Source organism: Hymenobacter sp., assembly GCF_036388155.1.
Classification (GTDB): domain Bacteria; phylum Bacteroidota; class Bacteroidia; order Cytophagales; family Hymenobacteraceae; genus Hymenobacter.
In genome coordinates this window covers 1-23751 of record NZ_DASVSI010000020.1, presented here as the reverse complement: position 1 = coordinate 23751, position 23751 = coordinate 1, and the positions used below count along the sequence as shown (strand labels likewise).

21 protein-coding genes are annotated in these 23751 nt (G+C 62.4%); 13 read left to right on the top strand and 8 right to left on the bottom strand.

What is annotated here, in order from left to right:
* From VF629_RS03035 to VF629_RS03025, 3 genes are all read right to left on the bottom strand, one after another.
* Nucleotides 1-1035, bottom strand: a 1035-nt coding sequence (locus VF629_RS03035) for a patatin-like phospholipase family protein (protein ID WP_331056976.1), incomplete at its 3' end; no start/stop codon positions are given.
* A gap of 682 nt (nucleotides 1036-1717) precedes the next feature.
* A complete protein-coding gene (locus VF629_RS03030; RefSeq protein ID WP_331056975.1) occupies nucleotides 1718-4072 on the bottom strand; it encodes a tyrosine-type recombinase/integrase in 2355 nt (784 codons plus the stop codon).
* Nucleotides 4069-5121, bottom strand: coding sequence for a tyrosine-type recombinase/integrase (locus VF629_RS03025; RefSeq protein ID WP_331056974.1), 1053 nt, complete (start codon nucleotides 5119-5121; stop codon nucleotides 4069-4071). Before VF629_RS03025 ends, VF629_RS03030 begins: the two co-directional genes overlap by 4 nt.
* A 411-nt stretch (nucleotides 5122-5532) precedes the next feature.
* Between VF629_RS03025 and VF629_RS03020 the strand changes: the two genes are divergently transcribed.
* From VF629_RS03020 to VF629_RS03010, 3 genes are all read left to right on the top strand, one after another.
* A complete protein-coding gene (locus VF629_RS03020; protein WP_331056973.1) occupies nucleotides 5533-7290 on the top strand; it encodes a UvrD-helicase domain-containing protein in 1758 nt (585 codons plus the stop codon).
* 131 nt (nucleotides 7291-7421) lie between these two features.
* Nucleotides 7422-7922 (top strand): hypothetical protein, encoded by a 501-nt coding sequence (locus VF629_RS03015; RefSeq protein ID WP_331056972.1) that lies wholly within the window; start codon nucleotides 7422-7424, stop codon nucleotides 7920-7922.
* A 42-nt stretch (nucleotides 7923-7964) separates the two neighbouring features.
* The gene (locus VF629_RS03010; RefSeq protein WP_331056971.1) at nucleotides 7965-8552 is read left to right on the top strand and encodes a hypothetical protein; all 588 of its coding nucleotides are present in this window, start codon (nucleotides 7965-7967) and stop codon (nucleotides 8550-8552) included.
* Between the two features lie 578 nt (nucleotides 8553-9130).
* On the opposite strand, the gene VF629_RS03005 is transcribed toward VF629_RS03010, so the two are convergent.
* The 3 genes from VF629_RS03005 to VF629_RS02995 form a co-directional block, all read right to left on the bottom strand.
* Nucleotides 9131-9532, bottom strand: coding sequence for a hypothetical protein (locus VF629_RS03005; protein ID WP_331056970.1), 402 nt, complete (start codon nucleotides 9530-9532; stop codon nucleotides 9131-9133).
* A gap of 270 nt (nucleotides 9533-9802) precedes the next feature.
* Complete coding sequence (locus tag VF629_RS03000) at nucleotides 9803-10156, bottom strand: helix-turn-helix transcriptional regulator (protein ID WP_331056969.1); 354 nt, start codon at nucleotides 10154-10156, stop codon at nucleotides 9803-9805.
* Nucleotides 10157-10258: 102 nt separating this feature from the next.
* Entirely contained in the window at nucleotides 10259-10597 is a 339-nt protein-coding gene (locus VF629_RS02995) for a type II toxin-antitoxin system RelE/ParE family toxin (protein WP_331056968.1), read from the bottom strand.
* A 533-nt stretch (nucleotides 10598-11130) separates the two neighbouring features.
* On the opposite strand from VF629_RS02995, the gene VF629_RS02990 reads away from it, so the two are divergent.
* From VF629_RS02990 to VF629_RS02955, 8 genes are all read left to right on the top strand, one after another.
* Nucleotides 11131-11550, top strand: a complete 420-nt coding sequence (locus VF629_RS02990) for a hypothetical protein (protein WP_331056967.1) — start codon at nucleotides 11131-11133, stop codon at nucleotides 11548-11550.
* Between the two features lie 12 nt (nucleotides 11551-11562).
* Complete coding sequence (locus VF629_RS02985; protein WP_331056966.1) at nucleotides 11563-12039, top strand: hypothetical protein; 477 nt, start codon at nucleotides 11563-11565, stop codon at nucleotides 12037-12039.
* Nucleotides 12040-12101: 62 nt separating this feature from the next.
* Nucleotides 12102-12401, top strand: coding sequence for a hypothetical protein (locus VF629_RS02980; RefSeq protein WP_331056965.1), 300 nt, complete (start codon nucleotides 12102-12104; stop codon nucleotides 12399-12401).
* A gap of 84 nt (nucleotides 12402-12485) precedes the next feature.
* Complete coding sequence (locus tag VF629_RS02975; RefSeq protein ID WP_331056964.1) at nucleotides 12486-12911, top strand: hypothetical protein; 426 nt, start codon at nucleotides 12486-12488, stop codon at nucleotides 12909-12911.
* A gap of 528 nt (nucleotides 12912-13439) precedes the next feature.
* Nucleotides 13440-14969: a ParB/RepB/Spo0J family partition protein gene (locus tag VF629_RS02970; RefSeq protein WP_331056963.1), complete on the top strand. Its 1530-nt coding sequence runs from the start codon at nucleotides 13440-13442 to the stop codon at nucleotides 14967-14969.
* A gap of 211 nt (nucleotides 14970-15180) precedes the next feature.
* On the top strand, nucleotides 15181-16194 hold the full coding sequence (locus VF629_RS02965) for a hypothetical protein (protein WP_331056962.1): 1014 nt from the start codon (nucleotides 15181-15183) through the stop codon (nucleotides 16192-16194).
* Nucleotides 16195-16268: 74 nt separating this feature from the next.
* Nucleotides 16269-16568 (top strand): hypothetical protein, encoded by a 300-nt coding sequence (locus tag VF629_RS02960; RefSeq protein ID WP_331056961.1) that lies wholly within the window; start codon nucleotides 16269-16271, stop codon nucleotides 16566-16568.
* Between the two features lie 98 nt (nucleotides 16569-16666).
* Complete coding sequence (locus VF629_RS02955) at nucleotides 16667-17245, top strand: hypothetical protein (protein WP_331056960.1); 579 nt, start codon at nucleotides 16667-16669, stop codon at nucleotides 17243-17245.
* Between the two features lie 90 nt (nucleotides 17246-17335).
* On the opposite strand, the gene VF629_RS02950 is transcribed toward VF629_RS02955, so the two are convergent.
* Nucleotides 17336-17524 (bottom strand): hypothetical protein, encoded by a 189-nt coding sequence (locus VF629_RS02950; RefSeq protein ID WP_331056959.1) that lies wholly within the window; start codon nucleotides 17522-17524, stop codon nucleotides 17336-17338.
* Nucleotides 17525-17893: 369 nt separating this feature from the next.
* Between VF629_RS02950 and VF629_RS02945 the strand changes: the two genes are divergently transcribed.
* Complete coding sequence (locus tag VF629_RS02945; protein ID WP_331056958.1) at nucleotides 17894-19384, top strand: hypothetical protein; 1491 nt, start codon at nucleotides 17894-17896, stop codon at nucleotides 19382-19384.
* 586 nt (nucleotides 19385-19970) lie between these two features.
* Here VF629_RS02945 and VF629_RS02940 read toward each other — a convergent pair.
* A complete protein-coding gene (locus VF629_RS02940; RefSeq protein ID WP_331056957.1) occupies nucleotides 19971-20579 on the bottom strand; it encodes a recombinase family protein in 609 nt (202 codons plus the stop codon).
* Nucleotides 20580-20747: 168 nt separating this feature from the next.
* On the opposite strand from VF629_RS02940, the gene VF629_RS02935 reads away from it, so the two are divergent.
* Nucleotides 20748-23714 carry a Tn3 family transposase gene (locus VF629_RS02935; RefSeq protein ID WP_331056956.1) on the top strand — a complete coding sequence of 989 codons (2967 nt, stop codon included), beginning with the start codon at nucleotides 20748-20750 and terminating at the stop codon, nucleotides 23712-23714.
* The last annotated feature ends 37 nt before the right edge of the window (nucleotides 23715-23751 follow it).

Below are 23751 nucleotides of genomic sequence, written 5' to 3'. Positions count from 1 at the left end.
CCCGTGCCGCGTGGTGTCGAAGATGTTGCCCAGCAGCTGGGTGAATTTCTCGGTGCGATTGGCGCGGGTGCGACTCAGACCCAGCTTTATGCCAAAGGTGGGGCAAGCCGGCACCTTGAAATGCTGGTGGAATAAGTCGATGGGGAAGTTGGACAAGATGCCCCCGTCGATGAACAGGACCTCGGCCGGTACCGGCCCTCGGTAGCCGGTGCTGGTTTCCCATTCGGGGCTGCTGGCCGCGCCGGCCTGCGGCAAGTCATACACCCGGAAGGGCGTGAAAAACCCGGGAATGGCCATGGAGGCCCGCACGAAATCGGCCGGGTGTACCTCGTCGGGGGCCTGGTAGTACAGGCCGGCCATCTCGGGAAAGATGACCTTGGATTCGGTGGTAACGTCGGCCGTGACAACCGCCAGGCGAATGGGGCGGTCGGGGGCGTACACGGACCCATCGCGTCGCCGCAGGCCATCGGCAGCGGTCAGCGTGCGGAGCTGGTTCAAGTCGCGTACCGTGCGAATATCCTGCTCGTTGAGCAGCTGGCGCAGCCACTCGTGGAACACCTCGCCGGGGTTCAGTCCAAAGTCTCGCTTGAGATTGTCGAGCACCTGCGCCCCTTTCCAGAGGTAGCGCAGCAGCCGACCGTTGTCCACCAGCACCCGCACGAAATCGCTCGCATCGTCGCCGCCGTCCACGAAGTCCTGCAAATTTTGGTCGCTGAGCCGCTCCAGCAGCCAGTCGGTTTTGGCCGCCTGTATGGGGCCGGCCGCCGCCATGAGCAGGGCATTGATGGAGCCAGCCGAGGTTCCGCCCAGCTGCAAAAAGCGCACCCCCAGCTGTTCGAGCACGTACACGTAGCCCGCCAGGGCAATGCCCAGCACCCCTCCCCCTTCCATCACCAGGTCCACGTACTGATGGCCTTCGCCGTCGATAATGTCGCTCACCTGCCAACTGCCCAAAACGGCTGCATGGCGTGCCACCGCCGCCCGGGCGGCAACTAAATGTTGAGCAGCAGCGTCGTAATACGCGGAAACTGGCATGGGTAGAATGCGAGCATGAGACCGAAAAACCGCTGATGTGGGGCAGACGGAAGCTGCGCCACGGGCGGGCAAATAAGCTGGCAGCACGGAGTGGGACCTCACGTGCAGCAGCCGGTAATCTTATTGTCGGCAGGCTTCCACGGGCCCGTCGTTAGCAAGGAAGAACAAACCAAACGGGAAGGGTATCGCCTGGCAACTTTAACTCGACAATGGTACAACGCGAAAGCTACTGTTCAGGTATGGCAGTAAGAAAATATTTTTATCTTTTTACTGCCATACCTGAACAATAGCCATTTATTTTTTGGCAGCCTTGATGAGTGAGGGTCAAGTAATTCGAATTTGGTACTGATGCTGCTTTATTTCAGGCCGGATGATAAGGCGATGATAAGATAGATTGTGGCTTTCCCGCCCATGCCTATGTGGCGCGCTCTGTTTACGCTATCACTTTATGTGCTTTTCCCAAAATTGGCCGCTCCGGCATAGTTGAATAAGCCGGCTGCGTGTTCATTGAAACAGTCTTTTTTTGAACAAGGATAGTCAAGCAGAGGGTGGTACTTCTGCCGCCTATGGTACTACCAAGCTGAACCATCCCGCTTGGCATGACGTTGTCCTCTTGCTTCGCAGCCTGTGCCTTCGCAGCCTGTGCCTTCGCAGCCTGTGCTACCAGCGAACGACGGGCGCGTCAGGCGAGCGAACGGTTCTGCGACGGTACCACGGACAGCGGCATGAACTCGTCCGCCGGTGGGCCGTCCATCCGGGCCGCAGGCGACCGGTCGGGGACGGTCCCATCCGGGGCGGGTACCGCCGCCAGGCGCTGCAATAAGGCCTCCATGGCCTCCAGGCCGTCTTCCACGGCCGCCCGCTCGTCGTCGAGCAGGGGGATTTCTTGGAGCATGCGCTGCAAGTGCTGCTTACCTTCGACCAACTGGGCCGCGGCGGAGGCCTTGGGCCGGTAAAACGAACACTTGGCGCAGGCCATGCGGTGGGCGCACTGGTCGAAAAAGTCGTAGGTGCAGTAGCCGTGGCCCAGGTCGTAGTACTTCCACGGCTCACCGGCCGCCGCCGCGCCGCTTTGCACGGCCTGCTGGTCGATGAGCACGTCCATCATACGCACGTTGCGGGCGAAGTAGCCCGCTTTCTCGTACGCTTTGGCCACCTTGGCCGGCGTCAGCTTGGCGTAGTGCTGCGTGGAGGAAACCAGGCGGTGCCCCATCCACTCCTGTAACTCGAACAGGGTCAGCGGCTCCTTGGCATTAAATAACTGGGAGGCAATGGTGGAGCGGGCGCGGTGCGAGGTAATCGTGCCCCGGGCATCGGCGCGGGGCACGCCGGCTTTGCGGCACAGCAGCGGAATCAGCGTGGCGTTGAGGTACGTGGTCCCCAGCGGGTGGCCCCGGAAGGAAAAGAGCAGGTCCACGGCTTCGTAGGTGCGGTCGTCCAACTGGACGGGTTGGGCAGGCCGGACGCGCTCCCAGGCGGCGACCGCGTCCCCGACGGCCCGGTCCACAGCCTTGGTGAAGGCGGTGCTCGTTTTGTTCACCGGCACGTCCAGCCAGCACACGGCGTCGGGCGGCAGCGGCTCGTCGGTCCACGGCACCGGCACCGCGTCGCGCTGCCAGCGCACACAGCCCACGCGCAAGCGCCGGATTTCGTTGGCCCGCAGGCCCGTGAACAGCCACACGGTGCTCAACGCCCGGACCAGCGGCAACGGGTAGAACGTCGGGCGTTGCCCGAACAGGGTCGCCGGCAGGTCCTCCTCGGTCAAGTTGAGGCCGGCCCAGAGCAGCTTGGCCCAGACGTCGTCGGCGATGACGCGCGGGTCGGGGCCAATGAGCGCCGACACGGACCGCGGGGTGCCCAGGCACCGGTACGGGTCAAAGCGGGCCGGAAACCAGCCCCAGGTGTGGCCGTCCTTGAAGAACGCCCGCACGCAGCTGAGCAGCTTTTCCATCGTGGTGGCCTTGACCGGCTGGCCCACGCGCTGCGCGGCCCGCCCGACCAGCGTGCCGGGCGCGGCCCAGTCGCCGATGCGCAGGCGGACCACGGCGGCGACAAAGTCGGCCGCTACTTCGCGCGTCCACACCGCCGGCCCCAGGACATCCGGGTGGGCAGCGGCCAGCCACCGCCCGGCCTTGATGAGGTAGCGGAAAGTCGACTGCCGCACCTTGGGCCGGAAGGTGGAGGTGGCGACCCACCGTTGGCACCACGCCAGCCAGTCCGGAGGCACGCCTTCAAAGCGGTCCACGAAGCGTTCCCGTTTGGTGCGGTTGAGGACCTGCTCCAGCGTCTGGGCGAGGTGGCCCTGGGTGAAGAGTCCCCGCGACAGGGCCGAGAATTGGTCGGCTAGCCTGCTATTGACGCCTGCGCACCGCACATGTTCCAGCAATTCGGTGGACAGCTCGTGGGGGTAGGGGCTGCGCCGGACCAATAACGCCAGACACAGTGCCCGGGGAAAGCGGGTGGTGGCCCGCCCGGCGGGGTAGCCCCAGGCGACCAGCTGGGTGCACACCTGCTCCACGGCCTGCGCCACAGCGGCTGCCCCGAAGATGCGTTCGGCCAAGGGGCGCAGGCGGCACTGGCTGAGCAAGGGCACGTGGGTCACGCCCGTGACGAGGTAGCTGAATGTAATCAAAAACAGGCGACAGGTTTTGGCTTTATGATGGCGTTGTTGGAAAGCGCGAAAGGTGAGCCCGAGCAGGTCCACCCAGTCGGCCTCGTTCCAGACCCAGTAGGTCGAGCGCCGACGGTGCATTTCGGCCACCAGCAGCGCGGCCCCGTCCGTGGCTTCCTGGCGGTCCACGCCGGCCACGCGCCACGCGTCGAGCACCGGCTGCAGCAACCGCGCCAGGGGATGCGCCGGGGGGAGGGCGGGCAGGTCGCCGGCGAAAAACAAGTGAGGCGCGTGCTTGCGGCGCGCCACCCGCGTGCGCAGGTCGGCCCGCTCGGCGGCCGTCAGCTGAGGGCGGCGGTTGTACCGGGTCGGGTCCAGGGGCCACGGCCAGGTGGAGGTGGGCACGGCCAGGGGCAGCGTGCTCATGCCAGCAAGTCGCCGATTAGCTGCCCGCGCCAGTCGTGCAGCGCCGCCAGGCCCCGTTCGATTTTGGCCTGCAATTCCCGCCCGCTCAAGTGGATGTAGCGCAACGTCGTCTGCGGGTTGCGGTGCCCGGCAAACAGCGCGATTTCGTGAAGGTCCCAGCCGGCCCGGGCCAAATCCGTCAGGCACAAATGGCGCAGTGTGTGGGTCGTCAGCGCGGGCACCCCGGCGGCTTGGCCCAGGCGGGCGACGACCTTGGACCAGGTCCAGAAGGTGACGGGCGCGGTCCGGTTGCGGGGCGACTCGGAGAGAAACAAGGGACCCCGGCTCCGGCTCCGGGTGCGCCGCTCGGCCAAATAGGCCTCGTACAAGCGCCCGGTGGCCACCGAATAGGGCACCACCCGTTCCCGCCGGCCTTTGGTGGTTTCGGCGCGGATGCGCAGCAGCCGGTAGGTGGGGTCCACGTCGCCGGTGGCCAGCAAGCACAATTCCTCGCGGCGCAGGGCCGCGTCGTAGGCCAGGGCCAGCATGAACCGGTTGCGGAGCCGCTCGCCCCGGGCCGCTTCCACGATGGCCCGCCACTGGGCTTCGGTGGGAATCCAGGGCAGCTTGTGTACGGTGGGCACCAACCCGCGCGCAGAGTGGCCGCCAAACCCTTGGTGGGGCGTGTAGCGGCCCCGGCCGACGGGGTTATCCGGCCGCACCGCGTCCTCCAGCAAATGGTCGTAGAGCAGCCGCACCGCCGTTAATCGTTGCTGCACGGTAGCATTAGACAAGCCCGGCACCACCCCGTCGCAGGCCTGATGCGCCCGGGTAGGCCGCTCGTTGGTGCGGGTGGCCAAGTCCTGCACGTAGTGCCCAACGTGCTCGCGGGTGGCTGCGGGCCACTCAACGGCGCGGGCGACACAGAAACGCAGGTAGTCTTCGGCCCCCCGCCCGTAGGCGATAATTGTGTTGGGCGAACGGCCCAGATTAGCCTGCAACTCCAACCAGGACCGGGCGAGGGGGGATTGCGCCACCAGCGGAAAGTATTCCCAGCGAACGGTCGTCATCTGCTCGAAGCGAAGGTGTTACGCTAAGTTCGACATGAACACTGAATAATCCAAGCTGTAGTTAAGGTGAAGTAATGGTAATTCCACGTAACATACAGGGGAAGGGAAACCGGCCGGCACCGTGCAGTTGAAAAGCGGCAATAGAAACGGCAGGTCGGTATCACGAACAGGAAGTAATTCAATGTTATTCATGTAGCCTAGAAAACTAAATATGGTCGCAAGTTAAACGACTACTAATTTGTTTAGTATAAATTTCGCTAAAATTAGTAGTATGCTATTGCGCAATATTCTTTGTGCCAGAGCGGGTTTCAGGAATTAATTTAGCCGCTGTGAATCGTTGTTATTACAAATTATTATTGTATTGTTTGTAATTGTGTTGTATCTTCAAGACTATCATTTCTACCTGCCTTCATGAACCTTACTGCTGAGCAGACCGCCATTGTGGCGTCGAGTGGCAACATCAAAATCAACGCCGTAGCCGGCTCGGGCAAAACCACGACCGTAATTGAGTACGCCCGCTCGCGGCCTGCGACGGCGCGCATCCTCTACCTGGCTTTTAACCGCACGGTCAAGCTCGAAGCCGTGAAGCGCTTCGCGGCCCGGGGCCTTCACAACGTGCGGGTCGAGACGGCGCACTCGTTGGCTTACCAATACGTGGTGCGTGGCAGCGCCTACAAAGTGCGCGCCACCGCCTACAAGCCGTTTGAGCTGGTCGAATTGCTGGGCCTTAAAAGCGGCGGCGAAGCCCACGGCGAATACGTGCTGGCCAGCCACATTGCCAAGTTTCTGGCCTACTTCTGCAACAGCGCCACCGCCCGGGTGCAGCAGCTCGATTACCGCGACACGGTGTGGGACCCGAAGGCCTTGGCGTTTGTTAACCGCCATTACGCGGCCATCGAGAATGGGTGCCGGCGCATGCTCCAGCGCATGGACTCGAACCAAATCGAAATCACCCACGACTTTTACCTGAAGAAGTTTCAACTCGCCGGCCCGCAGCTGCCCTTTGAGTACATCCTCTTCGACGAGGCGCAGGATGCGTCCGGCTCGATGCTGGACTTGTTTCTAAAGCAAGCGGCCACCAAAGTCATGGTGGGCGACACGCACCAGCAGATTTACGGCTGGCGCCACGCGGTGAACTCGCTGGACAAGGCCGATTTCGCCGCCTTTCCCCTCACCACGAGCTTTCGCTTTGCCGACCCCATCGCGGGCCTGGCCAACGGCGTGCTCGACTGGAAAGCGGTGCTGGGCCCGCACGCGCCGGCGGGCCTGAGTGGCCACGGCACGAGCACGGCCACGGCCACCAAGGCGGTCATCGGCCGCTCCAATCTGGGCCTGCTGGTCAAAGCCATCGAGTACATCACAGGCCCGGCCGCCATTCAGCGGCTGTACTTCGAGGGCAACATCAACTCGTACACGTACGCCGACAGCGGCGCAAGCCTCTACGACGTGCTGAACCTTTACAACGGACGCAGCGAGGGCATCCGCGACCCCTTGATAAAGAAAATGGCCAACCTGGCCGAGTTGGAAGAATACGCCAAAACGACGGAGGACGGTTCGTTGCTCATGCTCGTTACGCTCGTCGAGGATTACGGCAACCAAGTAACCGAACTGATTAAAGAACTCAAACGCCGGCACGTGGCCGACGGCGAGCGCGACCGCGCCCAGGTGTTCTTTTCCACCGTGCACCGGTGCAAAGGCCTGGAGTACGACGAGGTGCAGCTGGTGAGCGATTTTGTCACCCGGGACCTGGTGACGAAGTGGGCCGAGGAAGCTGAGCGCACCCCGCCAGCCGCGGGCGAAGTGGCCAAGCACAACGAGGAAATCAATCTGTTGTACGTGGCCCTAACCCGCGCCAAGTACCGCTTGCATTACCCCGAGGCCTGCCGGCCGGTAAACAGCCCGGCCAGCGAACAGGTGCTGTGCTACGTCGGCCGGGGCGGGACGGGCTTGGTGGCCCCGCCCCCGCCGGTGTCGCCCGCGCCGGCGCCGGGGCCGATGCCGAAAAGGGAAGGGCTGCCCTGGAGCGAGGCGGACGACCTGCGCCTGACGGAGCTTTTCTGCGCCGGCGAGGGCACGGGCCTCATCGCCGACAAGCTTCAGCGACGGTTTGAGGCCGTCCTGGTGCGGGTGGAAGAACTGGATTTGGAGGACAAGTACGGGGCTTGGTGAGCCTTGCTGACCAGGAAAGCCAACAGGGAATAATTTGTTAACAGGGGCATTGGCAAATCCCTTGTTATTTAATCACTTGGCGGTTATACATTGCAGTATCTGGATTTCACTTTTTTAAACACCAAACTGCCATGAAACACTCATTTTTGTACAAACCGGTCGTCGCAGCGGCGCTGCTGTTCGGGCTCGGCGGGTTTGCGGCCCAAAGCTGCAACAAAAGCACCCCCGACGTTACGCCAGACTTGGCCGCCACTATGAAGCACGACGGGGTAACGCCCGGACCCGAGGTTTCCACCATGGCCATGGCGTGGGGCTACAGCAAAGCCCGCCAGTGCATTCGCGGCAAAGGGCGCTGCGCCATCGCCTATTCCGACAACCCCTCCAGCTTGGCGGTGAACCGGGTGCAAGTCAGCGTGCACGACGGCAAAATCGACTTGCTCAGCCTCACGCCTTCCGACCCCGAGAACAACACGTTTACCCTGACGGCAGAAGACGAGTTTTACGTGGACGTGAACGTGGCCCACGATTTGGGGTACGGCGCCATCAAAGTGCTGCAAGGCACGTACGAGGTGGACATGACCCGCGGCGAATACGGCGGGTTGATGATGGCCGTGGAAACCACCGGGCTCTAGCGGTTAAAAGACCTTCCGCTCCTTACTTATTTTAACGTGGTCATGCTGCGCCGTGGTCGTTTGTTTGCTGTGGCCGTCCTTGTGGCGGCCAGCAGTTGCCGGGTCAGCCAGCCCAGCAACTACTCCCTGCTCCCGGCCCGGGCGCAGGGGCGCGTACAACCCTATGCTGCAGGCGCTTGGGCGGACAGCGTGGTGCAGGAGCTGACGGCGGCCGACGTGCGGGCCCTCAGCCGGGAACACGCCTACACCTGGGTGGTGACCTGGGCGCCGTGGTGCGAACCCTGGCAGCGGCACGCCGAACAATTCAAGGAATACCAGCGGCGATTGGCGGACCGCGACATCAACCTCGTGTTCGTGGACATTGCCTACAGCCCGGCGACGGCATCGGGGGCAAACGCCTCGCTGAGAGGCAACCGCCCCGCCTACGTGGTGAATGGGCGCCGGTACGGCCCCGGCGCGGACGTGAAGTTTCGGCAAGAGTTGGCCGGGGCTTCGCCCCAACCCAGCCGCGTGCGCTACGCGGCGCACTTCGTGCTCAACCGCCAGCAGCAAGTCGTCCTGATAGCCAAAGAACCCGCATTGGTCTTTGAACGACTCCGCGCCGCCACAGGGCCGCCAGCAACGCCGTAGCCGCGACGCCCACCTCCAGCAGGAGGAGTAAACGCCCCGACTCCAACCAGTCGGGGCGTTTACTTTTTGAGGCCTCGCTCCCGGACGAGTCGAAAAAAAGATTGCGCAAAACGCGCAGAAGTTGACAAGTTTTCAATGGGGGATTCTGCCCGTTACCTGCCCCCAACGTATTTAGTAGTGAACGCCCCCCACGTAATCGGCGTGGAGGCCCTCGCGGGCTGGGTCCAGGGGCGTTGCCCGGTTCTAGGTAGAACCGGCCGACGTAACATAACTCCGCGATGAAATGACTTTTTCGAACTCATGAACAACACCCGCAACGGCCTGCCCTCCTTTCGGCAGGTGCTGCAGGACCTGGCCGCCCTATGCACTTTGGGCCAGTTCCTTTGGGACCACCTGGCCAAGTAAGGCCCGGCGGTTTCGACCCGCTACCCCCGCTGGCACCTGGCCAGCGGGTTTTTTATTGTGTGCGGGGCAGTCAAGCGACATCTGGCCTTGGTGAAAAGTTTGGTCCGAAAGTTAACGGGCCGCTGCACTGCCTGCTTGAACCACCCTTTGCGTGAACTGCTTTGGTTGGTCGTCTACTTATACTTGTTGTCCGGGCAAAAGGCACTGAGCCGTAGCGCGAGTCTGATTTGCCGATAAGGACACCTGCTGTCCGGTCGGTCGACAGAGGGCACGGAAAACCGCACATGCCGACAGACGCTCTCCCGTATGCGGGCAAGAGCAGCCGGCGGCAGGGAGTTAGCCGCCTCGGCCAGCCTAGTCGTGGTGATGGCCTGGATTCGACCGCCGGAATCCAGTTGGCAGGCAAACTCCACGTAGCCCCGGCTCAATCGGCAGATAGCGGCGCGCTCGCGGGCCGTGAGGGCCGCCCGATGGGCGGCGCGGCCCAGGGCTTGGGAGTCGCGCAATCGGATTTCCTCCGGGTCGGAATACGTTTGCTGGCCATAGGCCCCCGACAAGCTCCCAGCAAAGCTCATAAGCGTCGCGAGCAGGAATACTTTCAGGGGCATGAAACGAAATCGGACACCAGGACCGGGACTGGTAAAGGCTCGATGTTAAACATACGCTCCTTTCGCTGTTGACATGCCTTTTTTCGAATCGGGGTTGGGCTCGCGTTGGGGGACGTGGGGAAGGTGGAAGGACGCAGGAGAATGGCGGCAAGCTACGAAAAAGCCCCGCTGGGCGGGGCAGACGGAGTGATTTTGACGTCTAACAAAAAAGCCCCAACCTGTGGGGCTGAGGCTTCTTTATACAGCTGCTTCGGGTTCGAAGCTGAGCTTAATTTTGGTGTGTAAGGCGCCGAAGACCTTGAGCAAGGTGTCGAGCGTTACATTCACCGCATTGGTTTCCAGCTTGGATATCTGGGTCTTCTGCACTCCAATGAGTGCGCCCAGCTCGGATTGTGTTAAGTTTTGTTGCTTGCGGTACTCCTTAATTTTCAACGGAATAAGCTCCAAGCTTAACTCAAATTCGAACTGTTCACGTTCGGCCGTGCCAGGGGCACCGACGAGCTCGTCTTTCAGGTCCCGGTATTTGGTGACGCGAATCGGGGATTTCGCTGGGCCGCTACTCCCAAGGTTGTCAGCGGTGTGTTTTATCATTGATTTGACTTCGAAATTACCTCTATGCAAGAGGTAAGGCTACGATTGATATGACGGTGATGTGACAATGAGTGGGGGCGTTGTCTGACACCCCCCGTCCTCTCATGAGTCGAAATACGCTCGGCGAATGCGCTCAGCTTTGGCAATGTCTGCTTTGGGCGTTTTTTGCGTCTTCTTGTCCAAGCCGTGGGTGCACACAACGAGGGTTTCTGTTTCACTCCGACTGTCCCAAAAGGCGAACAGGCGATAGGTGTGATTCGGGCCGTCGATGCGAAACTCCCACAGGTCTTCCGTGCTGGACAGTTTCTTAAACCAGTCACCTTGGTGACCGTTTTCGGTTTTTTCAAAGGCCGTTGCGACTTTCTTTCGAACGGCAGGGGGTAAATGTTTTACGAACTCTTTTGCTTCATCTGTTAGAGCAACGTCTATCTGCTTTTTCATTTGGTGGTGGTATTGGTTTTCGTGCTGTTAAATCGGTCTGAGCTTCCATCGTGTTTGCGGTTTAGGTTTTGAAGTTGTGTTTTTGTGTTGTTGTGATGTTGTGTTGTCTGGTTAGCTGGTTTGCTGGGTGTCTAGTGGCCACTATGACATAACAAATGTACAACCTTATTCGAAAAGTCCGCCTATAAGGTTACTTTTAGAAAAATATATCCACTAACCGGCTGTTTAACAGGTATTAATTTTTAGGAATTACGCTGGCTAGTAGTCAGTGCTTCCTGTAGTACTAGAATGGCAGCGACTCAACGGGAAGAGGCATTGAACGGTTTGAGGTGCACGGCAAATGCGGTCGTCCGACCACTCATTGCCGGCCAAAGCCCTCAGCCACCCGCGGTTCGAGCCCGGCCCGGAGTCGGGCTTTTTTGTGGGCGGTTGGGAGAAAAGGTAAGCTAAAAAATACTTGCATTTAATACAACAATTAACTTGTAATGTTTGTATAAGTGTTGTATCTTTAGGCGTACCAAAACACCCCGGCCATGCACCAGACGACCATCACCCTTCGCGCTGCCCAGCAGTTCACCCAGCAGCAGCGCCGGCAGCAGCAACAGCAGAAACAGGACCGCTTGCGGGCTTTTCAGGAATTCAAAACCTCGTTTCACGACCTGATGGATGCCGCCGACTGGCTGCACTACGTCGAGGCCACGGGCCTGCAAATGCCGACCCTATTGCGCTTTGCCCGTTACCACGCCCCGGCCCCGGAGCGCCTGTTTGCCCGCCCCGCCGGCACGGCCTATTTCGAGCCCATGAATGCCCGCACCGGCCAGTGGGTCGAGGGCGACTACCAGGCCACCCGCGCCACGCCGCAGCTGCTGGCTCACCTGACCCGGTGCAACCCCGGCTGGGAGTTCCGCAGCGCCGCGTCATGGACGAGCGCCAATGCCTGCGTGACCGACTAAGCGCCCTTCTTGATGCAAACCGGTATCGTCGCCCCCACCACCCGGCCCAAATTCGCCCAGGTGCAGCAGCTCGCCAAGCTGGCAAAAGCCTACCCGCTCTTTGCCGACTTGTTGGCCCCCGAGTTGCCGGCAGTCAAAGCCGCCTATGAGCAGCGCCGGCATCCCCGGCCGGGCCGCTTCGCGAAGGGCGAGGTGGTGGTGTGGCACGCCCCCGGCGGCTACGATGGCCACGACTGGCAAGTGCGCCTGACCAGCGAGGCCCTGCCCTCTTTCGAGTACGGCAGCGGTGATTTCCAAGAGAACTTTTACCGGTTCGAGCTCGTCACGCCGCACCCCTTGTGCATCCTGCGCGTGGCCCCGGAACGCGAGCTGCTGGCCCTGGCCAGCTACGTCGCGCCGGCCCCGCGCCCGGCCGGCTGGGAGCGGTTTCCGGATTCGCCCGCTGCCCGCGCCCGAGCCGCCGTTCGCTTGACGCAGGCCCCCCAGTAAGCTATTTCCCCGCCGGCTAGTGCCGGTGGGTTTTTCATCCCCACTTTTTTATTTCCACTACCATGCAAGGCATCCCACAAGAAACCGCCACCGCCATCCTGAGCAGCTTGGAGGCCATTTTCACCAGCCCCGACGCAACCAAAGCGGCCCGCAAGTACGTGGCCAAAGCCACCCAGGATAAAACCCCCATTGAGAACCTTTCGGTTACGGTACGGGGGGTGGTCACCAACGAGCAGCTGCACGCCCTGGTCCGGCTCAGTGCCTCGACCGGCGTGAGCGTGAGCAGCATTCGCAGCGGCGTAGGGCAGACGTTCACCTACGCCATGCCGACACCGGCTCAGCTGCCCAGTCCGGAGCGATAACTGTAATGCTTGCCCAGTGCTGACGATACAGAAATGGCCTTGGTTAAAAGTTTGGTCCAAATGTTACATCAAAGCCTGCTTACCATGCAAAACCCTTCGCCAACCTCAGGAGCAGAAGAATACGCCCGGCTTTTTCCCGGTCAAGCTATCCCCGACTGGGCATTAAGCAAAATGCACCTATTCGAATACAACAAGTTTACGCTCAAAGCGGGAGGTATCAGAACCGTTCCGCTGACGCGAATAGTCGGTACCACCCATCCCAGGTATGGCGGCAAGGTGCGCTGGCTGGATATGCTGAACGCAAAGAAGAAGAGTAATTTTCGTGCCGGCAACTGGCCCGCTTTCCTCAATGCTAATACCTCGACATTGGATTTAATCTGCATCGCCGGCACGGAGGACTACTACATCAACGCAGAAGGCAACCACCGGGTGAGCGCCTTGAAACTAGCCGGTAAGGAATCCATAACGTGCAACGTTGATGTAGCTTACCCTATCCAAACTCATTCTTAACCTTTCTCCCCCACAGCCCCCTTTATGTCACGTCTCAGGCTCCGTACTGTTCTCATTTTCAATTGATTTTTATCTTTAACCTCGTCTCCATCTCAGAAATGTATCCATGAAGAAGATTCAGACCACCGTTCCTATGCCCCGCTACCTTTGGTTGCTGCTGTTGCTAGTCGCTGGTACTGTCGGTCCTAAGCTCTACCTTGAACACGCCAAGCTATAGGTACCAACGTGGCTTTTTCTACTAGCACTGGTTAGCTGTATGTTATTTTGCTCAGCTTGCATTGCTAACCTAGCTAACCGTCTACGAGAGCAGTAAATCATAGAAACAACGTAAGAGCAGAAGCCCCCTTCCAGGCACCGAAGGGGGCTTTTTTGCGTAGCCAGGAACCAGGGATTTTGCGGGAACGGCACGAAAATAAGTCACAAATTATACAAGTTATTACTTGTATTAAATGTAATAGCGTGGTATCTTTAGGTACCTCAAAGCAGGGGGTTGTGCCCTGCCAACGCTTCACTCATTTTTTACCTGCCATGCAAACCACTCTCGCCCCACCGTCCACCCCGCAGCTTGGCGTTTCGCTGGAAACCATTCCCCTGTACGCGATTCGCACCAAGGACAACTACCGCCAGGACATGGACCCGGTGGAGATTGCCAATTTGGCCCAAAACATCCAGCACGTCGGCCTGATTCAGCCGGTGACCGTTCGCCCGTTGCCGGTGGACCAGCGCGAGGGCTTGTTGGAATACGACCTAGTGGCCGGGTTCCAGCGGTTTGCTGCCCACGAGGAAGCGCAGATGCTGAGCATCCTGGCCACCGTGCGCGAGATGAGCGACCAAGAGGCCTTCGAGGCGCGCATCGTCGAAAACATGATGCGGAAGGACCCGCACCCGGCCGACGAGGCCCGGGCCATTGCCAAGCTCATGGAAGGCGGGATGGACTCGGCCGAGGTCGCGGCCCGCTTCGCCAAGCCCCTGCGCTGGGTGGCGCAGCGCCGGGCGTTGACCGAGTTAGCGCCGGAGTGGTGGGCGCTGTTGCGCCAGGACGGCATGACGCTGAGCGCCGCCGAGGAATTGGCCCGGTGGCCGCAGGATGTGCAGGTACGGCTCCTGGCAAAGCGCGGCACTTACCGCATCGAGCTAGGCCACGTGCAGCACTGGGTGGACCGCGAAACCCGGTTGCTGAGCAGCGCCCCGTGGTCGCCCGCCGACCCGCTTTTGGTGCCCGCCGCCGGGGCCTGCGTGACGTGCCCGAAGCGCAGCAGCTGCGTGTCCCAGCTATTCGACACCGAGGACGGAAAAGACCAGTGCTTGGACAGCGCCTGCTGGGCCACCAAGCTCACCGCCCGCATCGAGCAGCAGCTTGCTGCCAACAGCACCGACGAGCAGCCCGCCTACCGCATCACCCAATCCTACAGCCCCAACGGCACGGCGCTGGGCACGTCCAAGTACGAACTGACCAAGGCCAAAAAGTCCGGCTTCCCGGCCGTGTACATCGACGGTCCCCAGGCGGGCCACGTGGTGCGCATCAAGCTCGTGGGCGTAAAAGCCGTGGCGGGCACGGCCGTGGTGGTGCCGGAGCAGTCGCGGGGGGAGCTCATCGTCGAGAACCGCCGCAAACGCCTCATGCGCAAGTACACCAACAAAGTGCTGGCCGGGCGCGTGACCGACCTAGTATCCACGGACCCCGAGGTGATGAACGCGTTGCTGCGCTTCATGATTAAAGAGCAGCTGCTGCGCGGGCGCATCCACGTCGAGGACCTGCTGCTCGTGGCCCTGGTGGGCGAGTGGAACTGGCAGCCCTTGCCCGACAAGGCCACGTCGGCGCAGGAACGCGAATGGCTCGAAGCCCAAATTGCCGCCAGCGCCCCAACCCACGCCGAGCTGCTGCGTTTGCTGGTTTACGTGACCGTGCGCCACGAAATCGGCAGCGAGTACCGCCTCTATCAGCAGACGGTGGCCAGCGCCCTTCACGCGCCCGCGCTGTTCGAGGGGCTGAGCGAAGCCGCCGCCGCCGAGATAGCCAAAGGGCACGACCCGAAAACGTTGCTCCGCAAAAAATAAGCTGGCCCTTTGCCCCGCCCCACCCAGGGGCGGGGCCGAGTGGGCACCCGCCGCCGCCTTTCTTCCCCACTGCCCCACGGCTATTGGGAGCCATCGGCCGGGCCATTAGCCAACAAATTATACCAGTGACACTAGGATATTATGCGATTTCCTTCCGCCTCCCTTTCCTGAACCCAGCGGCCGTTCGGCCGCGTTTACTCCCAGCATTGTCATGGCCACTACCGCAAAAAAAGAACTTGAAATCTCCTTGTCCATCACCCCGGCCGAGGGGACGCCGCGCACGGAAAAGCACCACCTGCCCACGGTTGCCGACGCGCACCAATTGCTCACCACGACGCTTCAGGCGGCCGGGTGGCAGGGCCAGCGCGTGCCGGCCCACAGCGTAACGGCCATTCAGCGCGCCTTGGCGGCCGTGCACTATTACGCCCTCGACACGGCTGGCAGCGGCAGCGGCATAAGCCGCGTCGTGGCGCTGGTGCGCTGGGTGGACGCGGCGACCGACCGGCCGCAGCCCGGCGCCAACCAGATGGAGACTCCTGCGATGCCCCTCACCACGGGCCGCCACGCCTACCGCTTCAACGACCCTTTCCGCAAACGCCTCGGCGCGTACCAGGAGGGCGACGGCCGGTTCTTCCTGGTCAACGGCCACGGTTCGGGCCTGGGCGCCCCGTGGGGGCTGGGCCCGGGCATCGGCAGCGCCCACGGCTACTACGACGGTATCGAGGAGCTGCAAGCGGCCCTGGATGCTCATCACACCCAGGGCGGCTGGGCCCAATGGGCGGTGCAGGTGGCGCGCAACGAGTGGGAGGTGATGACGGCCGGCGTGCGGGCCTGGTGGGAAGCCGGCAGCCACGGGGCCACTGAGCTGAAGGCGGACTTGGCCGTGGAGTCGGCCCACCAGGCGCTCGACGAGCTGTGCCGGGTCGCCGACTTTGTGAAGACCCAGGGCGTGTACCGGGCCCTGCTTAAGCTGCTGCAGGTGCGTTTCTATTCCGGGCCGGCGGTGCCGGGCGACGTGGCCTCCGTCACCGAAGACGTGCGCCGGGCCGTGTTCTACGCCTACTCCGACGCCTGTGAGGGGCGGGTGAGCCCCGGCGCCCGCTCGCTGCTGGAGCAGCGCTTCGAAGAAGCCAAGGGCCTGGCCATCGCCGCGGGTCAGGCCACGTGCACCGTCCGCCACTGGGCCCGGGCGGGGGAAGTTAACGCGCCGGCCCTCGACGTCTAACGCGCCCCCCCTACCTTGCCGCTCCGGGCCATGGCCCACCCTCTTGTCGCTTTCCCCCTTCTTCTCCCCCGTTCATGTATACCGTCCGTTCCACCTACTCGCCCTACTTGCCGGGCTACCGGCTGCACCCCGAGGGCCGGTCTTGGGCCACGGCCGCCGGTGGCCCCCACTTTGCCGACTACGCGGCGGCCCACGCCAGCGTGCGGCACTACCTGCTCACGGAGCTGGGCTGGCACCCCCTCGCCGGCGCCGAAGCCGACGAGCGCGGCCCCATTGCCCCGGAAGGTCACGACCAGGCCTGGTTCACGTTCGGCGACACGGGCGTTTTGGCCGACGGCGAGCACATCGAGTTAACGCCAGAAACGGCCGGGTGAGCGGTGTGCGCGCGCCCATTATGCTTACAAACAATCCCAGTTCCGCTGTTATAGTATGTGGCTTGCGTACCTTGCGGGCCCCTTATCCTGCTGCCATCATGCTCATTATCCCCAAGCCGCCGAAACCCGTTGCCCCTGCCCCCGTCGAAGCGCACACGTTGGCCGACGTGGTGCAGGCCCTGCACGGGTCCCCGTTCAAGCTGGCCGAGCAGTGGAACCTCAATTACCGCACCTCCCTCAAGCGCATCGCGGCGCCGCAGACCATAACCGTGCTGGAATTGCAGGCGCTGGCCGAAATCCTGCGCGTGGAGCCCGTCGACCTGCTGGCCGTGATTGCCTTGCAGCTGAACCGTTCGGTGCCCGAGCGCCCGGTGGCCCTAAAGGCCAAAACCTTGGCCGAACTTATCGCGGCGAGCCCCAAGGACTCGATTATCGAGCTGGCCGCCGAACTCAAGATTGATTACCGCACGGCCACCAAGCGGGCCGAGCAGCCCGATACGTTGCTTTTGGGGGAGTTGTTTGCCCTGGCCACCGTGCTGAAGGCCGACCCCGCCGCGCTGCTGCGCGTCATCGCCCACGAGCTCCGCGTGTCCCCGCCGCCGGCGCGGCCCAAGCGGGGCCGCGTTAAAGGCGCCAAGCTACCCGAGGGGGACGCTCCTTCCCAGCCGAACGCCTAGCGCGGCCCGTGGCCGGCGCTTCGGTTTGTTGCTGGTCATTGGGGCCATTGGACCGCCCGCGGCGGTCGGCTATCCCCCAATGGTTTTAAATTAGTCGTTGCCCCAGCCGCCGCTGCCCACCGTCGAGCAGGCTGCGTCGTTGCCCCAGCCGCCACTACCCACCGTGCCGGACTTCTCAGTTTTGGGGGGAGTTGGTTCAGTAGAGCTAGCTTGGTCAGCGGGAGCGTAACCGAAAACCGTGGCAATCTGAAACAGAGCGATGGTGAAGAGTTCGAACATGTCGAGGGGTCTTAAGTGTTTGTGTATGAATTAAGAACACAACAAAATTAGGCTATCCCTCAGGGCCGAAAAAGGACACTATTGCTTGAATTCAGACAATGAAAAATACAAGTTTTTCTTTTATATAAGTAAGATTTAAAAAATAATTCCCGCGAATTCAGCAAACTGGCAAAGGTTTAATTTCCCGTATTCACGAAATAATCATCAATTTGCGACATATAAGCGGAAAAATAGGTGTATTATTCACTCTACAAAGGTGAAAAGTCTATTCAATCAAAAAAAGGAAAGAGTTCCCGTTTTATGGACACGGCTTTTGAGGCAAGCGTCTGCTCCAAAATGCCGTTTACAACCTGTTAGAGGCGTTTTTCCATGAAAGAAATAGCCAATCTTGCCCGGATTGTGACATCGCGCAGCCTGTCTACCATCCCCGTATTGGACCTGCACGGCATCAACACGACCAAAGAGCGGCAGTTGGTGACGGCGTTGGTCAGTTTGCCGGATATCACCCCCAACTTGGTGGTGAAGGCGGTATATGGAAAAGTCACGCCATCTAACGTGCGGGCCATGCAGAAGCTGCAGTCGCGGGTGAAAGCGAAGATGCTCAACCAGCTCTATTTCCTCGACCACTCCGACCCGCGCCACCTGGTGTCGCGGCGCTACCAGCTTGAATGCCTCGACCTGCTGCACAAGGTCAGCATCCTCTTTGCCGAGGGCGAGTACGCGCTCACGGAGCAGCTGCTCAAGCGCTGCCTGAAGCTGGCCCAGGAAGGCGAGTTCACGGGCTACGAGGTGCAGTGCGCCCGGATGCTGAGCACGCTCCACGCCCAGATGCGCAACGCCCGGGAATTCGAGCGCATGGACAAAGTGCTGTTGAACGCGCAGCGCATTCAATCCCTGGAGGACGAAGCCGAGCGCCTGCACGCCAGCACCGTGCTCGCCCTGGCGCGGACGGTGAGCAGCCGGCGGGCGGTATTGCCCCGGGTGCCGGAGTACATCGAGAAACTCGAATCGCTGCACCGGCGGGCGGGCACCTTCAACACGTATTATTACCTCTACCGCATGCGCCTGGCTTATTTCGAACTGCTGGGCGACCACGGCGAGATAATCCGCTTCACGTCCCTGGCCGCGCGCCAGCTGCGCGACGGCAAGCTCAACGAACGGCGCTTTGACAAGCGCTACAATCACTTCATGAGCGTCTACGCCCACCTGCGCAGCCGCCAGCCCGTCAAGGGCCTGAAGCTGGCCCAGGAAGCGGTCCGGGATTTTCATCCCTCGTCGAGCAATTGGCTTTATTTCCAGGAGAACCACATGCTCCTGGCCCTGCACGCCCAGGACTACGACTTCGCCCAAAAACTGCTCGCTACCATCGCCAAAAGCCCGGCCTACCCCAAGCAGCGGCCGGCCGCCCTCGAGCGGTGGGACCTGTACCGCGCCTACGCGGATTTCGTGGCCCCGCCGGCGCGGGTCGGACCGGGCCGGCGGCTGCAAATGGGGGTTGCGTTAGTAATTGGACAAAGAATTACGGTAAGGACTTGTCGACTGACTTTGGTCTTGGTTAAAGTCGGCAAGCGTGGGCTAGGCAGGTCCTTGCTGTACCTCAAAGAGCTGGGCCAGCAGCGGGGAAGCGGTCAGGGGCTGGTCGGGCTGGTGAAGTACCGCCGGCTGGGGTTCGGGGCCGAGCAAGCCAAACCAGTTGAGCCCCCGCTCAAACGTGCGCACCCCGTAGCAGTGGGTGAGCTGTTCCAACGGCGTCCGATAGGCCGGGTCGGTGAACTCGGCCAGCACGAACGGAAAGGCCCGCTGGTAGAGGGCGGCGTAAAAGGAGACGGGGTGCGGCTGCTGGCCAAAGCGGGCGAGTAAGTACACCGAATACGCCCAGCCGGTTTGCCCCACCGTCTGCGAGGGGTAGCCGTCGTGCGAGGCCCAAAGGAAGCGGTTGGTAAAGGTGTCCAGGACGAGCGCCCAGAGGGCCGGGCGGTGGGCCGGATCGAGCAGTTGCCCGCCTTTTTTGGTCAGCAGCAACTGGGCCCGCACCAGGCGGGCCAACCCCGCCAACCGGGTGGTCTGGTGCAGCGTGGTGATGGCCAGCGAATCAATTTCCCGGCTCAGGGTAAACAGGCCCGTTTCCAGTCCTTCTTCCCGGATGAAGCCGTGGGCGTAGAGTTCGCGCAGGTACTTGCGCGGCAGGGCCCCCAAGGGCGTTAGTCGCAGCGGTGTTTCGCGTTGCAGCAGGCCCAAAAAGGCCTCCGTCAGCCGCAGAAACGGAACCTGGTCCAGCACTTCGCCCGGCACGTTGGCGCGCAACCGCACCACGCTGGCCGGACCCAGCGGCTGGTAGAGCAGCGGATGCATCTGCGCCGGGCTCAAGCCGCAGAAGTCCGGCTGCGGCGTGTCGTTGTAGCGGTGCAGCGCCGCGGCCAGGGCGGGTTCGGAAGGCATGTTCATGCTACTTGGCGTTGAGGGGCAGGGGCTTTTCGTTAATCTGGCAACCGGCGAAGCGCAGGATTTTGTAGAGCGTGCGGCGGGAGCCAATGTGAAAGTAGGCCATCAGCTGGCGCGTGGATTGCTGGCCGGCTTCGTAAAGCTCCTTCACGGCGGGGGCAATTTTCTGGTAGCGCGGGGCCAGGCCGGGGGGCCGGCCGCCCTGACGACCACGGGCGCGCGCCGCCTGTAGTCCGGCGCGGGTGCGCTGCACGAGCACGTTGCGCTCGTGTTCGGCCAGGGCGCAGAAAATCTGAAACACGAGCTGGCCACCGGGCGAGGTCGTGTCAATCGGGTCTTGGAGCGAAATCAGGTGCAGCCCGCGGCGGCTCAGGTCCTCGACGACTTCAATCAGGTGTTTGGTGGAGCGGCCCAGCCGGTCGAGCCGCCAGATAACCACCGTATCGCCCGTGCGGGCATAGGCCAGCAGTTTCTCCCAGTTTGGCTTGTGGGCCTTCACCCCGGAGACGGTATCGGTGAACAGGTCGTCGCAGCCAACCTGGCGCAGGGCATCGAGTTGGAGGTCGAGTACCTGCTCGCTGGTGCTGACGCGGGCGTAGCCGAGTTTCTTCATGGCAAAAAGGGGGTAACTGGTACCGGAAAGAGGCGAAACACGAATTTACGGTATCTTGATTGCCGGAACCAGTTTCGGGTACCGTAATTCCCTCGCTGGAACGCCTGTTTTTGCCGGCGCCGGGGTGGTACCGGAAAAGGGGCGTTTGTTTACCACCTGCCGCCTGCCATGCCCACCGACTTTCTCACCACTCTGGAGCGCCAGCGTTACCAGACCCTCCCCGCCGACCTGCGCGAGGAAGACCTGCAAGCCAGTTGCTGGCTCACCCCCGCCGACCAGCAGTTGGTCGCGCAGCAGCGCCGGGGCAGCAACCGCCTGGGCTTCGCCGTGCAGCTGGGCGTGCTGCGGCTGCTGGGGTATCTGCCCCCGGAGTGGTACCGGCAGGTGCCCGATGGCCTGGTGCAGTTCGTGGCCCGGCAACTGGACCTCGACCCAGGGCTGTTTCAGGCTTACGGCGAGCGGGAGGCGACGCTGACCGAGCACCTGCGCGTGCTGCTAAGTCATTTGCAGGTGCGCCGCTGGCAGCCCGTGCTGGATGCCCCGTGGCTCGAAGCGTGGTTGGTGGAGCGGGCCCTGGAGCACGATAACGAGCGCCTGCTGCTCGCCCTGGCCCTGGGCCACCTGCGCCAGCACGGCATTCTGCGGCCCGGCATCGTGGAGCTGGAGCGGCTGGTCGGGGCGCTGGCTGAGCGGACCCAGGCCGAAACCTACCGCCGGTTACTCTTGCTGCTTACCCCCGAAGTCGTGACCCAACTCGACGCGCTGCTGGTGGTGGACCCCGCGCTGGGTCTGTGCCGACATACCTGGCTGCACCAGCCCCCAACGAGCAGCTCGGCGACCAGTATCCAGCAGGTGCTGGGCAAGCTGGCGTACCTCGACCAGCTCGGCGTGCCGGGTTGGCAAGCGCCGGACCTGCACCCCAACCGACAGAAGCGGCTGGCCCACACCGCCCGGAACAAAACCAACCAGGTGCTCCAGCGCTTCATGCCGGCCAAGCGCCATCCGTTGCTGGTGGCCGCGTGCCGCGAGGCCTACCGCGACCTGACGGATGTGGTCCTGAAAATGGTGGACGAGCACTGGGAGCACGCCGTGGCCCGCGCCCGGCGGGCGCTGCAGGACGACCAGCTGGCGCACGCCCGGGCCAAAGACCAGGCGTTGCGTACGCTCGGGCAGGCCGTCGGCCTGGTCATGGACGAGGAGCACGTGCCGGACGAGGCGTTGCGGGAACAGATTTATGCCCAGGTGCCCCGCGAGCAGCTGCAAGCCGCCCTCGCGGCCGTGGCGGACTTTGCCCGCCCGGCCCGCCACTCGTACCTGGACTACCTGCTGCCGGTGGCCGCTCGGCTGAATACGCTGCTGGGCAGTCTTTCGCAACAGGTCGCGTTTAAGCAGGCGTTTGCGGGCGACGACTTCGCCGACGCGCTTACCCTGGTCAAAGAGTTGCACACGGGCCAACGGCGCAAGCTACCTGAGGAGGCCCCTACGGCTTTTATCCCCGCCAGCTGGCATGCCTTCGTCTTCGACCAACACGGCCGCGCCCAGCGTTTGCGCTACGGCTTGTGCGTGTTGGCCACGCTGCGCGAGCGGCTGCGGGCCGGCGACGTAATCGTGAACGCCTCGCGCAAATACGCTTCGCTCGATACGTACCTGCTTTCCCCAGCCGAATGGGCCCGTCAACGCCCGGACCTGCTGACGCAACTCGGGAGCGCGCACCGGCTGGACGAGCGCTTGCAGGAAGTAGAAGCGCAATTGCCGCTGCTGGAGCACTTACTGGCTCAGGGGCAGGATATTCGCCTCGACGAGGACGGGGAACTGGTCGTTACCCCGCTACGGGCCGAGGAGCTGAGCCCAGAAGTGGAGCAGCTGCGCGCGCTGCTGACCGCCTCGCTGCCGCGAGCGGAGCTCACGGAAGTGCTGGTGGAAGTCGACCAGTGGACCGGCTTTTCGGCCGAGCTGACCGGCCTCGACCAGACCACGCCCCGCGCCCCGGAGCACCAGGCCCTGCTCTACGCGGCGCTGCTGGCCAACGCCTGCCATATCTCCCTGCGCGAGATGGCCCAGAGCACGGGGCTGGACTACCAGTCCCTGTGCTGGGTAGCGGCCAACTACTTGCGCGAAGACACGCTCAAGCGCGCCACCACCCGCCTGGTCAATCACCAGCACCACCAGTGGCTGGCCCAGCACTGGGGCGGGGGAACGCTTTCCTCCTCCGATGGCCAGCGCTTCCCCGTCAGCGGCAAGATTCGCAACGCCCGCGCCATCCCCCGCTACTTCGGCTACGGGCAGGGCCTGACCTTTTATACCCATACGGCGGACCAGTACGCCCAATTTGGCAGCCGGGCCATTTCCTCCACCACGCGCGACGCTACGTACGTGCTCGACGAGGTGCTGGGCAACGAAACGGAGCTGCCGCTGCTCGAGCACACCACCGACACGCACGGCTACACCGATATCGTGTTTGCCCTCTTCGATTTGCTGGGCCTGCAATTCTCGCCCCGCCTGCGCGACCTGGCCAACCAGCGCCTCTGCCGCATCAAGGGCCGCGAATTGAGTTATCCTTCGCTCAAATTCACCACCCATTTCAATCCCGCGTACGTGCGCCAGCACTGGGACGACCTCTTGCGCGTGGCGGGCTCGCTGAAAACGGGCTGGGTGAGTGCTTCGCTGCTCATCAGCAAGTTACAGGCCTATCCCCGCCAGCACCACCTCACCCACCTGCTGCAGGAATACGGGCGGCTGGTCAAAACGGCCTTCATCCTGCGCTACCTGCACTCACAGGCCCTGCGCCGACGCATCCACGCCCAACTCAACAAGGGCGAGCAGCTGCACGCGCTGCGCAGCTGGCTCTGGTTCGGCGGGGATGGGGTGCTGCGCCAAAAGCAGGAAGAGGCCCAGCAGGAAGTCGTGCGCTGCCTCAACGTGGTCACCAACGTGGTCGTCGTCTGGAACACGGTCTACGCCCAACTGGCCTTGCAACGCCAGCAGCAGGCGGCGGGGCCGCCGGCACTTCCAGAACATCTGGCGCAACTCTCACCTGCTCGTTTTGCCCATTTGAACCGCCTGGGGCGCTATTCTTTCCAGCTACCAGCCGACGTGCTGGTCAATGGCCTGCGTCCCCTGCGTCCCTTACCGTAATTCTTTGTCCAGTTACTAACGCAACCCCATCTTGAGG